At 35.2% G+C, this 14,654-nt stretch carries 12 protein-coding genes; 4 read left to right on the top strand and 8 right to left on the bottom strand.

Annotated features, from left to right (window positions below):
* Positions 1-6 precede the first annotated feature (6 nt).
* The 6 genes from AC51AA_RS12495 to AC51AA_RS12520 form a co-directional block, all read right to left on the bottom strand.
* Positions 7-705 carry a response regulator gene (locus AC51AA_RS12495; RefSeq protein WP_500702566.1) on the bottom strand — a complete coding sequence of 233 codons (699 nt, stop codon included), beginning with the start codon at positions 703-705 and terminating at the stop codon, positions 7-9.
* Positions 695-2,752: a tetratricopeptide repeat-containing sensor histidine kinase gene (locus AC51AA_RS12500; protein ID WP_500702567.1), complete on the bottom strand. Its 2,058-nt coding sequence runs from the start codon at positions 2,750-2,752 to the stop codon at positions 695-697. The genes AC51AA_RS12495 and AC51AA_RS12500 overlap by 11 nt, the downstream gene beginning before the upstream one ends.
* A 186-nt stretch (positions 2,753-2,938) precedes the next feature.
* The gene (locus AC51AA_RS12505; protein ID WP_500702568.1) at positions 2,939-3,259 is read right to left on the bottom strand and encodes a hypothetical protein; all 321 of its coding nucleotides are present in this window, start codon (positions 3,257-3,259) and stop codon (positions 2,939-2,941) included.
* A gap of 175 nt (positions 3,260-3,434) precedes the next feature.
* The gene (locus AC51AA_RS12510) at positions 3,435-4,244 is read right to left on the bottom strand and encodes a LytR/AlgR family response regulator transcription factor (protein ID WP_500702569.1); all 810 of its coding nucleotides are present in this window, start codon (positions 4,242-4,244) and stop codon (positions 3,435-3,437) included.
* A gap of 267 nt (positions 4,245-4,511) precedes the next feature.
* The gene (locus AC51AA_RS12515) at positions 4,512-6,053 is read right to left on the bottom strand and encodes a glycine--tRNA ligase (protein ID WP_500702570.1); all 1,542 of its coding nucleotides are present in this window, start codon (positions 6,051-6,053) and stop codon (positions 4,512-4,514) included.
* Positions 6,054-6,359: 306 nt separating this feature from the next.
* A complete protein-coding gene (locus tag AC51AA_RS12520) occupies positions 6,360-9,035 on the bottom strand; it encodes a zinc-dependent metalloprotease (RefSeq protein ID WP_500702571.1) in 2,676 nt (891 codons plus the stop codon).
* A 195-nt stretch (positions 9,036-9,230) separates the two neighbouring features.
* On the opposite strand from AC51AA_RS12520, the gene AC51AA_RS12525 reads away from it, so the two are divergent.
* From AC51AA_RS12525 to AC51AA_RS12540, 4 genes are all read left to right on the top strand, one after another.
* Positions 9,231-10,160: a bifunctional riboflavin kinase/FAD synthetase gene (locus AC51AA_RS12525; protein ID WP_500702572.1), complete on the top strand. Its 930-nt coding sequence runs from the start codon at positions 9,231-9,233 to the stop codon at positions 10,158-10,160.
* A 289-nt stretch (positions 10,161-10,449) separates the two neighbouring features.
* A complete protein-coding gene (locus AC51AA_RS12530; protein ID WP_500702573.1) occupies positions 10,450-10,887 on the top strand; it encodes a hypothetical protein in 438 nt (145 codons plus the stop codon).
* Positions 10,888-11,122: 235 nt separating this feature from the next.
* Positions 11,123-11,992, top strand: coding sequence for a cupin-like domain-containing protein (locus tag AC51AA_RS12535; protein ID WP_500702574.1), 870 nt, complete (start codon positions 11,123-11,125; stop codon positions 11,990-11,992).
* A gap of 114 nt (positions 11,993-12,106) precedes the next feature.
* Positions 12,107-12,583, top strand: coding sequence for a regulatory protein RecX (locus tag AC51AA_RS12540; protein ID WP_500702575.1), 477 nt, complete (start codon positions 12,107-12,109; stop codon positions 12,581-12,583).
* 40 nt (positions 12,584-12,623) lie between these two features.
* On the opposite strand, the gene bioA is transcribed toward AC51AA_RS12540, so the two are convergent.
* Both bioA and bioD read right to left on the bottom strand, forming a co-directional pair.
* The gene (bioA, locus tag AC51AA_RS12545; RefSeq protein ID WP_500702576.1) at positions 12,624-13,895 is read right to left on the bottom strand and encodes an adenosylmethionine--8-amino-7-oxononanoate transaminase; all 1,272 of its coding nucleotides are present in this window, start codon (positions 13,893-13,895) and stop codon (positions 12,624-12,626) included.
* Positions 13,896-13,921: 26 nt separating this feature from the next.
* A complete protein-coding gene (bioD, locus tag AC51AA_RS12550) occupies positions 13,922-14,554 on the bottom strand; it encodes a dethiobiotin synthase (RefSeq protein WP_500702577.1) in 633 nt (210 codons plus the stop codon).
* Positions 14,555-14,654: the final 100 nt, after the last annotated feature.

Here is a 14,654-nt window from a genome sequence, read left to right on the forward strand (position 1 = left end):
ATCGTTCTAGAAAAGACCTTTACTCTTGGCTTCCTTCACCAATTCTTCATCTAAACCTGATTTAACTCTAAGTAATTCCTTTAGGTTGACTTTTCGCTTTTCGATGGCGTTTAACGATATCGGAATATAATGCGGCATCTCATCTGTAGCGGTTCCCTTTGATAAATGAAACAAAATCTGTTTGTCAAACTCATCAATTTCTATCGAATTGTGAGCAGATTGATTTAACATTTTTTGAACCGATTGACTATAATAGCGATCACTTTTCATCACTTTATCGAACGCAAAGAGCAACTCATCAAAAGTAAGATCGTTTTTAATAATTAAACCATTGGGATTTATCGTTCTAATAATCGTTTTTATTTTCAACAACTCCGTAAACATCGTCAGTAAAATAATTTTACAATTCGGCATTTTTTTAAGGATCAATTTAGCCAAATCTTCACCAGAAAAAATATCTTTTTCCTCATAGGCAGGCATGCTAATATCTAAAAAAGCCACATCAAAATCTGGAGTATCACTGTTTTGAATTAAATCATACCCTGACTTACAATCATGAGCTTGCGAAATAAGGAACTCATACTTCTTGGGATTGTAGCGCGTTATCGCATTTTTATAGCCTTCAATAATAAAAGGATGGTCATCAACAATTAAAACATTTTGTTTAATTAATCGCGAAAACGAGGCATTTACGTCAATTGTCATTATTATGTAGGTTTATTTTTTGATCTATAGGGACTTTAATTATCAAATGGGTTCCTTCTCCTTTACCTGATTTCAAAGTAACAGTACCTTTACATTCCGCAGCTCTGTAATGAATATTATGTAATCCGATACCATTCTTAGTTCTCTTAGTATCAAATCCAACACCATCATCAGAAATAGACAAAATCAAATGATTTATTTCACTCTTAAATTCCACTGTAATACGGTTAGCTTTCGCATACTTATTGCAATTCTGGAGTGCTTCTTGAATAATTCTATATAAATTAATTTTAACGGTATTACTTACTAATCCCCACTTAATCTGAGGGTCAAAAGAGGTAACCAACTTTGACTCATAAATATTTTGCTGATCCTCAAATAGTTTATTTAAAATCGCCACAAAATTATTAATTAAATCCGATTTCTCTCTATTTAAGTCATGGGAAATTTCACGTATATCTTCTTCGATGTTTTTAAGTTCGGTTAAATATTTTTTTCGTTTTGATGCTGCATGCACCTCATCGATTTTATCTAAACTATCCAAACTTATTCGCACCCCAAACATCCTACCCAATACCCCATCATGTAATTCCTGAGCTACTTTTTTCTTCTCTTTAATACGCGTTAGCTCGATATCATTCTGCTGTGAAATCATCAAATTATAAATATCTTCATTGGCTATCTGCTGTTGCTGTTTAAAAAGCAACTCTCTATTTTTTGCCTGTTGTGTTTTATACATATAAAAAAACAAACCCACCAAAGTACAGATACTAAAAACATACACTAAGGTTTTGTTTTTTTCTTGCAAATTCGAATTTTGATCCTTTATTTCATTGGTTTCATACTCTATACGAGAAAACTTTTCTCCCATTTTTCTCTCCGCTTTCAGCATTCTATCATTCAACTGAATATATTCTTTAGAATATTTAGACGCATTCTCAGGATCTACAAGAGCTATATGCTTTAATGCTTCTAATGTACTTACTACTTTACCTGAGGTACGAGAGGCATTAAGCGCTTGCTTAACATATTTAACCGCCTTTAAGGTATCTTTCCTTGAAGCATAATATTCAGACAAATGAATCTTACTTGTCACTACTGCTGTCTTCAACCCTAAACTATCTCTAATTCGTAGAGAGCGAAAAAACAAATCAGGCAGTTTATCCGTTTCGTTTAGCTTAAACTTAGCATAGGCCAAATTATCCAATAGTATAGCGTACAATGTAGCCCTTTGTTCGAATAAATTTTCTTGCTTGAGTCCTTTTTCAAAAAAATATTTAGCCTGTTTATAATTATGCATATTTCTATAAATAAACCCTATATTATTTAAAGCTTCTGCTTTATACTGAAGCTCCAGTGATATGGATTTATCTTCCAAAATAGCCAAAGATTTTTTTTGAAACTCTAAAGCTTTAGTAAATTCTTCCCTCTCATTGTATAATATCCCTAAAAGATTATAACATTCAAAAAAAAGATTATTTACATTTTTCTTTTTTTTCAAAGCGCTTAATGCTTTAAAAACAGCAATCTCACTTTCAAAAAAATCACCTTCATTATATTGAAGACTTGCCTTACTTAAAAATGTTTTTGCTAAATTATAATTATCATTTATACGCAAATAAAACTTTTCCGCTTTAAAATAACTCATAAAGGCACTATCTGAAATAGACTGCGACACATAATAATCGCCCAAATAGGTATAGGCTTTAGCCGCATTAACTGAATCATTACTCGCTTTTGATCGCTCTAAAATTAATTTGGTAGTTTGCAAATAGGCTTTCCAATCGCTCATATTATAATAACGATTGGCCACTTTAAAAAGATTTACTTTATTAAGCGAATCATCCTTTTGACTTAGGATTACCGCCAAAGCTTTTTGATTGTAATTTTGTTTAAAGTTTAAAGGAAGGCTTAGGTCATTTGCCAACGATAGATATACAGGAAGACTATCTTCAGAAGAATTTAGACTCCTTTCTGACTTAATTTCCTTGGTACAGCCCAACAAAACCAATACTAAAAACAATATTATAGGAAATTTACTTTTCAATTTGTGGCTTGAGTTTCATCAAAAATACTAAAACTATAGACACAAAAAAAGGCTGCCAATAATTGACAGCCTAAATACTATTTAAACATAGAGGTTTACCCTATAATTTTCCTTCACCAAAAGACTTTTCAACACGGTCATTTCGAAACTGTTTTTAGCTCATGATACCGGTTAATTAGCTTCAAATTAATCTAATTTTCTTGTACCTCCTGTTGATCCACCTGATCCATCTCCATAAAAATCAAGTTTTCTTGTACCTCCTGTTGATCCACCTGATCCATCTCCCATAACATCAAGTTTTCTTGTACCTCCTGTTGACCCACCTGATCCGTCTCCCATAACATCAAGTTTTCTTGTACCTCCTGTTGACCCACCTGATCCATCTCCAAGTACGCTAGCGATGCTCTTATTATCTGAATTTAATGAAGTTACTGTATCTGGTGTAGTAAATGAAGTTGCTACCATTACTAAAGAAAATATTCCGAATATTAAAGCTGATTTTTTCATGATTTGGGGTATTAAATATTTGACTTTTTTTTTGTTTTTAGGTGATCGTTTACTGCGAATCACAAGACAAAACTAACACCACAATCTAAAAAAATTCATACCTAAAACAGGGTTTATGGTAGAACATACCCAATTGGTAGCCAATGGATATCAAATCAATGTAAATACTTAATTTTTAGACTTCTAAATAATTTCCTGCAGCAAAATCAGCGATAATTAAATCGACATTTGATTTATAGGTTTTAGAAAAAGGAATCTTTTTCGAAGAGTTTTTGATGTAACAAACTGAGTTTCCGTTATGAATCCTCGAAATATAATTCTGATTAATTATATAACTGTTGTGAATTCGAACAAATGGATGTGATAAAATACTAGCAAAATGCTTTAATGTTTTGAAAGCGGTTACCATTTCACCCGAATTCAAATAAATGTCAGTCGAATTATTATCCGCTTGAAAATAAGAAATTTCGGCAACATCGATATATCGATAGTCCCCATATGATTTAACACATAGTACAAGCGGCTTTTCGACAACTTGTCCTATAATTGTCTCTGCAGCCATTGAAGTAGTGATCTTGGCTCTGGTTTCAATAACTTTTGTTTCTAAAATAGTTTTATCGAGTTTCAGAACCAATTTAAGTAAATCAATCTCCAACACTGGTTTTACTAAATAATCAAAAACGCCATATTGAATCGCTTCAAAAGCAAAATCTTTTTTAGAGGTCGTAACAATTATCCTGGGTATAACAGCCAGATACCGATGTAATTCACTAATAAAAGAAAACGATAAATTACTGGATAGATCATCGGGATCAATTTCTAAAAAAACAAGTGCAGGTCTGCGTTCTAAAACCAACTGCAAACCTTTTTGATAATTCGTAGCTGATGCTACAAAAGTTAATTCTGGAAAACCCTCAGCAGTTGCCTTGGTTCTCAAAATACTTTCAGCATGATCATCAATAATAATATACGAATACGTTCCCAATACTAGTTTATGTTGATTTTTCTTGAACCACCGACAACTATCACTTTAGTTCCCATAATACTTCTGAAAAAATGTTTTTTTTTTAGATACTACGAAAATAAAAATAAACATGTTGTTTACCCAAATATTTCTTTATTAATACATTCCTAAAAATGTTAACCCCTAAAGATGAAACACAAGAATATCCCACAAACTACGCTATTTAAAATTAAAAAATCCCAAACTCTAGTATAGAATTTGGGATTTTCAGAATATAATTTTTAAAAATTACATTTTCATTAACCAGTTTTTCATCGAAACTTCGTTTTCGATAATCGCTCTTAACTCAGTAATTTTTACTCGATCTTGTTTCATGGTGTCTCTATGACGAATAGTTACCGTTTCATCTTCAATTGTTTGATGATCTACGGTAATACAAAATGGAGTTCCAAGAGCGTCCTGTCTTCTATAACGACGACCAACAGCATCTTTTTCATCATACGCCACATTGAAATCCCATTTTAAATCTTCAATGATTTTTTTAGCGATATCTGGCAATCCATCTTTTTTAACCAACGGTAAAATAGCTGCTTTAGTTGGTGCCAAAACTGAAGGTAATTTTAGAACTGTTCGTGTCGAACCATCTTCAAGAGTTTCTTCTTGTAATGACGTTGCGAAAACAGCTAAGAACATACGATCTAAACCAACTGAAGTTTCTACTACATATGGCACATAGTTTTCATTCAATTCAGGATCAAAATATTGCAATTTTCTACCTGAAAATTTTTCGTGTGCTTTTAAGTCGAAATCTGTACGAGAGTGAATTCCTTCTAATTCTTTGAATCCAAAAGGAAAATTAAACTCAATATCCGCAGCAGCGTTAGCATAGTGCGCTAATTTTTCGTGATCGTGAAAACGGTAATTTTGTTTTCCTAACCCTAAAGATAAGTGCCATTTTAAACGCGTTTCTTTCCAGTATTCATACGACTGCATTTCTTCTCCTGGACGCACAAAAAATTGCATTTCCATTTGTTCGAATTCACGCATACGGAAAATAAATTGTCTTGCCACAATTTCATTTCTAAACGCCTTACCCGTTTGAGCAATTCCAAAAGGAATCTTCATACGACCCGACTTTTGAACATTAAGGAAATTCACAAAAATACCCTGAGCTGTTTCTGGTCTTAAATATAAATCCATTGCAGTATCTGCAGAAGCTCCTAGTTTAGTTCCGAACATCAAATTAAATTGACGTACTTCTGTCCAGTTTCTAGATCCTGTTTCAGGATCAGCAATTTCTAACTCTTCTATTAATGCTTTTACATCTGCTAAATCTTCATTTCCTAAAGATCGAGCCATACGTTCTAAAATCTCTCTTTCTTTTGCTTTATATTCAACTACACGAGCATTTGTCGTAACAAATTCTTGTTCGTTAAAAGCATCACCAAAACGAGCTCTTGCTTTCTCAATTTCTTTAATTGCTTTTTGATTTAGCTTTTCAGCATAATCTTCAATTAAAACATCAGCTCTATATCTTCTTTTGGAATCTTTATTGTCAATTAATGGATCATTGAAAGCATCAACGTGGCCTGAAGCTTTCCAAGTTGTTGGATGCATTAATATTGCAGCATCTAAGCCCACAATATTCTCATTCATCTGAACCATTGATTTCCACCAATATTCACGGATGTTCTTTTTCAACTCGACACCATTTTGTGCATAATCATACACTGCACTCAATCCATCGTATACTTCGCTTGACGGAAAAATAAATCCGTACTCTTTTGCGTGCGAAACCACATTCTTAAATATATCTTCTTGTTTTGCCATAGTACTGCAAAAATATAAAAAGTACCTTTAAAAAAAAGAAAAATCACAAAGATTGAAGCATTGATTTCCTTGTTTTTGTAACTAAAATCTCTCTGTTTGTATTTAATTCAAAATTTAGACCCTTTTTTTCAAAAATTAGCATCCGCTAACCTCCCGATTTACGCACTGAAAAATTATCTAAGCTCCCGATTTTCTGCTTAAAACATGTCAAAAAAGCTACCCTTTAGCCCAAGTACATCCCAACAAAAACAATAGCTTTCACTTTTAAAATCCTTACACACACTTTTAAAAGCGCTATTTGGAAATTTAATTAATCACAATTTTCTTAACTGTCTTTCTATTTCCATCTACCACTTTGATCAGATAAAGTCCTGAGGATGCATTTGGTAATTGAATATTTTGTTTAAAATGAGAGGCACTTTCAAAAGTATTGGCATAAACACTTTTACCTAAAACATCATACACTGAAACTTGAATCCCAGTAGTTCCCTGACCTTCAAAGCGAACAGTAAACTGACCTTTATTCGGATTTGGATAGAGTGCGAAGTCTATATCCTCAATATCTCTATTTCCCAAAGTAAAAACCTGACTACAAATATTTATAGAAGCAGTATTAATCGTTCCGGAATTTCCCGCAACAGCATCACGAACTCTTAACACCCAGGTTCCCTGTGCATTTTCTCCAGTAAAAGCACTCAATACATCAACGGGAATCACAATTTGTTCTGTCGTTTTATCACATTGCAAATTAACTCCCTGATCATCAAATTGAAGGGCTAATGTCGAATTGGTACGCGAACAACCTCTATTAAACAACTGTACTACAGTTCCTTTGGGACTTACCATTTCAATTTCTAAATCACCGAATCTCGCATGGGTCACATTCAGCGAAACATTGACATCTGAAACCGTTCCAGTTGTTTCAGGTACTACTATGCTTTTTGTCGTAAAATCTGAAGCTTCAGCAATAGCAAAAGAACTCCCAAAACTGTACGAATTACAGCTCGTTTGAGCGATATAGCCTACTGCAAAAGCCTTCGGATTAATCGCATAATATATATTAGCTGTTGGCTCAATCAAAATCCTACACTCTTTTGATGCAGGCACAGTGGTGGGCATTGCAACCACCTCAATACCGTCATTGGGCGTATTGGACGCTAAAACAATAGGAAAACTCAACCCTCCATCGGTAGACAATTTAATGTTCACCGATGAAGACCCCTGTAAAGTATTCGTTTTATTCACAGTCCAAGTCACGATCTCACTGCGTCCTTGTCCCCAACTTATATCATCCCCATTATGGGAAGTAACGGTAAAGGGACCTGCATTGGCCGTTACATTCACTACCATATCATCCGTGCTGGTTTGCGCCGTTCCTTGCGCGGCATTATCCCTTCCTGTTAACGTAAAATGCAATGTTCTACCGATGGATGAAACAGACTCCCATTTGCTCGTTAATTTATTTTGAAGCACCGTATTCAAACTAGGCATATACCGAATCGATGAACTACTTGGCACTATAGATCTAAACAATGGACCATCTGGTTTTGTCGGATAAGCAATACTGTTTGATCCTGAAGTCGTCTTTGCACTGTCATTTTGCTCCCAATTGTATGTAATCGCATCCCCCTCTGTGTCAGAACCGCTCCCTTTTAAAACAAAAGGCGTACTAATAGGGATCGTATAGTCGATTCCAGCATCAACTATGGGTGGATTATTGCCTATGGCGGTACTAACGGGACAACTTTTTGTAGCTAGGTTATTCTGAATTTGGGCAATACTAACATAAGCAAAATAATCGTCCGAGTTTTCTTGAACGTCAAAATCATCTGTTATTCCAGCGTAACCCATTACGGTAGAACCACTACCAGGCTCTACATGCGTTGGACTTGACCCAGCCTCTGCATCATATGAAAAGGTATGAGTAGCCCCTAATTGGTGCCCTATTTCATGAACCACAAAATCAACATCAAAATTATCACCTTGCGGCTTTCCATCAGAAGGTGAAGTATAAGCACTTCCTTTCCCTAAAGGATTTGATGTCGTTGGACTTGTGCAAACGCAACCAATACAACCTGCATTTCCACCCCCACCTGAAGCGCCAAATAAATGCCCTATATCATAATTCCCTTCTCCGATTACACTAGTCAAGGTTGCTTGCACTTCGGTATTCCATTTTCCTTGCACTCCTGTTGCAGCATCAGCATACGGATCCGTTGCAGCATCAGTGTAAATTACATCCTCCGTATTATCAATTAAAAGCAACCTCACTGCCAAATCGTTACCTAAAACACCATTTACCCGTGCCAAAGTTGCATTCATTCCTGCTAATGCCCCCGCTTTAGTGCCTCCATAAAAGGCCGTATACTCCCCTGTACAAGACAGGGCTAAACGTAGGGTTTTAAAAACTTTTGAACTAGAGCTTAATTTTGCAGTTCTGGCCGTGCTTTTATTTACCAGTAGCTCTGTTGTTTGACAATCCAGTAGCATCTTAGACGCTGAATTATTTTTAACCAATAACCTATATACTGTTTTATCATCAGCGTCTTGCTCAATAAATTCAGTAGCCTTATCGATTCGCTGCACCATTGTTTGTATTCCAATTGGCGCCACACTAAAATAAATTTTCGCACTTTTATCATCAAGACCAACCCCTACATAGGCTCTAATTTCAGGATGTTTTGCCTGCAATTGAGGGTCAAAATTAGAGGATTCCCACACAGTAAATCGTTCTAAAACACCCGTTGAATTTGGAATTGTAATTTCTGAACTGCTCTTTTCTAACCCTTTATTAGTTGCCTTAAAAAGCTTGGTCTTTAAAATAGTTGAATTGAGCTTATAATTTAAACCCATGGATTCCGGAGCTTCTCTTGTTCTGTTTAGACTTGAACTTACACTGATTTTTTGCCACAAATCATCATTTTGAGCATACGTACTGCCGTAACAAAAGATAAAAAATAAAAAAAATAAATGTTTTCTCATAGTTGCAGCCATTTAAGAAATCAAATTTAAAGCAATTAAATTAAAACCTTACACATCCACCCCATTTATTGCTTATTAGTCGACAACTTGTCCGCATTCCCTAAAAAGAAACAAAAAATCATCAAAAAATCAATATAACGTAGTACAAAATTTAAAATAGATAGTATAAATTTGCAACATCTTAAATTATTTGTTTTGAAGCTCTTTCATTCTATAAACGATTTCCAGTCTACCAAGAAAACCATTTTAACTCTTGGCACCTTTGACGGCGTACATATTGGTCATAAGAAAATTCTAGAACGAATTACTCAAAACACACAGGACGGAAAATACGAAAGTTTGGTATTGACTTTTTTCCCGCATCCCCGAATGGTTTTGCAAGAAAAATCAGAAATAAAACTTTTAAATACTATTGCCGAAAAATCAAAACTACTGGAAGCAACTGGAATTGAAAACCTTGTTATTCATCCATTTAACGAAAGCTTCTCCAGATTAACCGCCGAAGAATTCGTTCGCACTATTTTAGTAGATCAATTTCATATTCAGAAAATAATTATTGGTCACGACCATCGCTTTGGAAGAAACAGAACCGCCAATATTGATGATTTGATCGCTTTTGGTCAAGAGTATGGCTTTGAGGTTGAACAAATTTCAGCACAAGAAATTCAAGACGTATCGGTAAGTTCCACCAAGATTAGGAAAGCCTTAAATGAAGGAAATATGGCTTTAGCCAACGATTATCTAGGCTACCCTTACTTTTTAAGTGGTGAAGTTGTAAAAGGAAAACAATTAGGCAGAACCATCGGTTTCCCAACAGCGAATATCAAAATTGAAGAAGACTACAAATTAATCCCTAGAAATGGCGTTTACGTAGTGAAAGCCCTAATTGGTCAAAAAGAGGTTTTCGGAATGATGAACATTGGGTTTAACCCAACTGTAAACGGACAACAGCAAACCATTGAAGTCAATCTTTTTGATTTTGACACTGACATTTATGGCCAAAAAATTCAAGTTTCCTTATTGCAATTCCTTCGTGAGGAACAAAAATTTGGCTCCGTTGATTTGCTTACAGCTCAATTACATCAAGACAAGAAAGAGGCTTTCGCTTTTTTAAGTCAGTCTTAAAAAAGCATTTAAATTCCATAGACAAGCTCTCACTTCCCCTATCACAAGAGCAACAAAACTTTCGTATCTTAAAACAATACGATTTGGATACCATAACCAGATCAAGCTCCACCGCATCTTATATCGAACTAAGGCTGTGAAACGGCTTCATTGATCAGCACTCTCGGCCTGAATTCTCAAAGAAATACTTTTTCCTCTTTTTAAAACGTCGCATTTATTTTTTTAGTAAATTTGATATAGAACTCTGTTTCTCAAATATTTACTATTAACTTCTTTAAAAATGACCACCATGAAACTACCAAAAGAAATAACCAATGGTTTTTTGATATTCCTCGGAATAGGCATTTATTTTTTATTGATGAACGTACTAGGTTTAGCTCATTTGTTCTACTTACGTGTCTTTAATGTATTTTTCATCTTTTATGGTGTCAATAAAACAATGAAAATGAACTTGAAGGAAGGAGAAACTAATTTTGTTTCCAATGCTGTGTCCGCCATGACCACTTCAGTGGTAGGTGTCGCGATGAGTGTCTTTGGATTACTCGTTTATAGTTACGCAAGAGGTGGAGATGCCTATGTACAAACATTATCACGCACCTTTATGTTTGGAGGTAACCCTTCGGTACCGACCTATTGCATTTGTTTATTATTTGAAGGAATTGCTTCTTCGGTAATTGTCACCTTAATGATGATGCTGTATTGGAATAACAAATATATAGCCGATTAATTTTTAACCGATAACTACACTTTAAGCGCTCTAACATTACTGCACTTATTTCACCTATTTTTTAGTGCTTTTTTGATAAGACAAGCTCCAAATGGTTGCGTCTTAAACCTACCTTCAACAGAAGCCGTGAGGCTTCTGGCAAAGTAAAAAATTAAGAAAAAGATCTCATAAATCTCGATAAATATTTCTAAATTGCTTTTGACTTAGTGTCAGAAGCAATTTTTTATTTAAAGAGATGAAGTTAACACAAATCCAAAGGGTAAAAAAAATCTCAAAATCTGATTTTATTTCCCAATATGTAAAAAATCAAATTCCAGTTGTCATTGAAGAGCTAACCGAAGATTGGCCCGCTTATCATAAATGGAAATTATCCTACATTAGAGACATCGCTGGCGATACTATCGTTCCTTTATACGATAATAGACCCGTACACCATGAAGATGGCTTCAATGAAGCCCACACTCAAATGAAAATGAGCGATTATATCGATCTTCTAGAGTCAAAACCTACCAATTACCGCATTTTTCTCTACAATTTAATGAAAGACATCCCTTCATTAAAAAACGACTTCCTATGGCCTGAAATTGGCTTAAAATTAGTCAAACAAATGCCCATGCTATTTTTTGGTGGAGAAAATTCAAAAGTATTCATGCATTATGATATCGATTACTCCAATATTTTGCATTTCCATTTTCATGGTGAAAAACAATGCATGATTTTCGCTCCTGATCAGTCAAAATACATGTACAAAGTGCCCCATTCCTTAATCTCAAGAGAAGATATCGATTTTGACAATCCCGACTATGAAAAATGGCCTGCTCTTAAAAATGCACAAGGTTACATCACCAATCTAAAACATGGAGAAATGTTATACATGCCAGAAGGCTACTGGCACTATATGAAATATCTAACCCCTGGATTCTCCATGAGTCTACGCGCCTTTCCTCAAAACATCACCCATTTATCAAAAGCGGTATACAATGTTTTTATCATGCGGAACTTTGACATTATGATGCGCAAATTTAAAGGTCAAAAATGGATTGATTACAAAAACGAAAAAGCCATTTACAACACCCATCAAAAATTAGAAAATGCCTTTAAGTGAGAATGCCCCTCACAACACTATAGCACTCGGTTTCTCTTTTTCTTCACAAAAATTCAAGTATTCGCTCCTTAATAACTATTTTTGAGCTTAATTCTCAAAAAGAAAAAGAACCTAATGAATACAACTTGTACACCAAAAGAAGCTTTACAAAAACTAGAACACTTTTGTGCGTATCAAGAACGTTGTCACGCTGAAGTAATTTCCAAACTTTACAGTCTAAAAATGACAACAGACGAGATAGATGCTGTTGTTGTTCAGCTAATTGAAGGTGGTTTTTTAAATGAAACTCGTTTTGCCTGCAGTTTTGCTAGAGGTAAACACAGAATCAAACATTGGGGAAAAATCAGAATCACCAATGAACTCAAAGCCAAACAAATTTCTTCAACCAATATTACTCTTGCCCTAAAAGAAATTACAGCAGAAGAATACGAAGCTACCTTTGAACAACTTGCAGACAGAGCCTGGGAAAGTCTTCAAGAAAAAAATGTCTTAAAAAAGAGAAAAAAATTCTGTGACTATATGTTACGCAGAGGCTATGAAAGCAATTTAGTTTACGAAAAAGTAGGCTCTTTAGAAAAAGGAGAAGAGTAGTAAATCAACCATTCCAGTACTACCACTCTTAGATCACCAATCACACCATTTCAATGGCTTCCTCAATAGTAGCATATACTTTTTGAAGCTGCTGGTCACTCATAATGTAAGGCGGCAAAATATACACTATATTACCCACAGGACGTAAAACCACACCATTTTCAATAAAGAAATTATAAAGCTTCGTTCGCATTGACCCATAATAACTTTCCGCCGAGTCTGACTTAATTTCAACCGCAAAAATAACCCCCAAGACTCTTGTCGTAACCACTTTTGGATGCGTTTCTATTTTCTTTTGAAAAGCCAGATGACCACTATTGATTCGCTGAATATTGTCTTGCATTTCCTGTGTCTGCAATAAATCGATACTGGCTAAAGCTGCCGCGCAACCTGTTGGATTAGCGGTAAAAGTATGCCCATGAAATAAGGCTTTATTAATATCGTCATCATAAAAAGCATCAAAAATAGTCTGAGTAAAAGTAGTGATCGCCATGGGAATAGTACCACCTGTCAAAGCTTTCGACAAACAAATCATGTCGGGCTCAGCTGATACATAATCCATTGCGAAAGTTTTTCCTGTTTTACCGAAACCTGTCATAACTTCATCAGCTATGGTCAAAACGCCATTTTCTTTACAAATTTGCATCAATTGCTCCAAAGCCTCTGGCTCGTACATGACCATTCCAGCAGCTCCTTGTACCAAGGGCTCAAATATAAAACCGGCACAATGATGATTCAATATCACTTCTTTCAAAGCATTAAAACTTTCTTGCTCGTGACCTTTTACCGGTACAGGAATCCTTACCACATCAATAAACATCCCTTGAAAAGCTTGCGTATAAAAGGAAATACCGCTGGCTGCCATGGCCGCAAAAGTATCCCCGTGAAAAGCATTTTCAAAAGCGACTATAGTGGTTCGCTTTTCCTCTTTGTTGAAAAAATACTGTAAAGCCACTTTTATAGCAACTTCAACCGCCGTGGAACCATTATCCGAAAAGAAAATTTTCTGTTGGTTTTTAGGCAAAATTGCTATTAATTTCTCTGCTACTTTTATAGCAGGTTCATGCGTAAAACCACCAAACAAAACATGCTCTAATGTGGTCAACTGCTTATAAATGGCATCCGCAATAAAGCGATTACTATGCCCAAAAGGGTTGACCCACCATGAAGCAATGGCGTCTATATATTCTTTCCCATTTTCATCCCAAAGCAAAGCCCCTTCACCCCTAGCAATGGCGATTGGTGTTTGCGATGTTTTGTGTTGTGTATAGGGATGCCAAAGGTATTGAGCGTCTTTTTCAGTTAAGGTCATGGAAATTACATTTCAGATTAATGATACTATTTTTTTGATGTTGCTAAAGCCAATAGCTTATCTCTAAACAAATCGGCATATTCCCGAATTACATTTTGATCAAAATAAGGCTCTTGATCAATTCTTCCAATACAACTAATACCTGTTTTATTGAGAATAAGACTTTCCGTTGCTTTATTTTCATCTCCACTAAAAACAATCCCAGCCACTTCAAAGCCCCGATTTTGAATCGATTCTATCGTTAGCAGTGTATGATTGATACTTCCTAAATAATGTCTAGAGACCACAATCACTTTATAATCGGGCTTAATTAAATCGACAATTAAATCTTTTTCATTTAGTGGAACAAAAATCCCTCCTGCTCCTTCGATCACCAGATGATTGCTAGTCTGTGGCTCCAAAATCTGTTTTAAATCAATGGTAATCCCATCTATTTCTGCCGCTAAATGTGGACTTGCTGGCGTTTGAAATTGGTAGCTATTCTCGAAGATATGCGTTTTCGTATTGGATACTTTCGATCGTATTTTATGACTATCAGAATGATCCAAATCACCCGCTTGAATAGGCTTCCAATAATCTGCCTCTAAAGCTTCCACAACGATTGCCGAAGTGATGGTTTTGCCCACATCCGTTGAAATTCCAGTTATAAATATTTTCATAATTGATTAACCGTGCTTAAAACTAATCTAAGAGCGCGTCACGGATTTTTCACATGCTCTATTGCTACCTATCTTTTTGGACAATCGTCTTCGATAAGAG

This window comes from Flavobacterium sp. OHVDL-2026-0007, assembly GCF_059882335.1.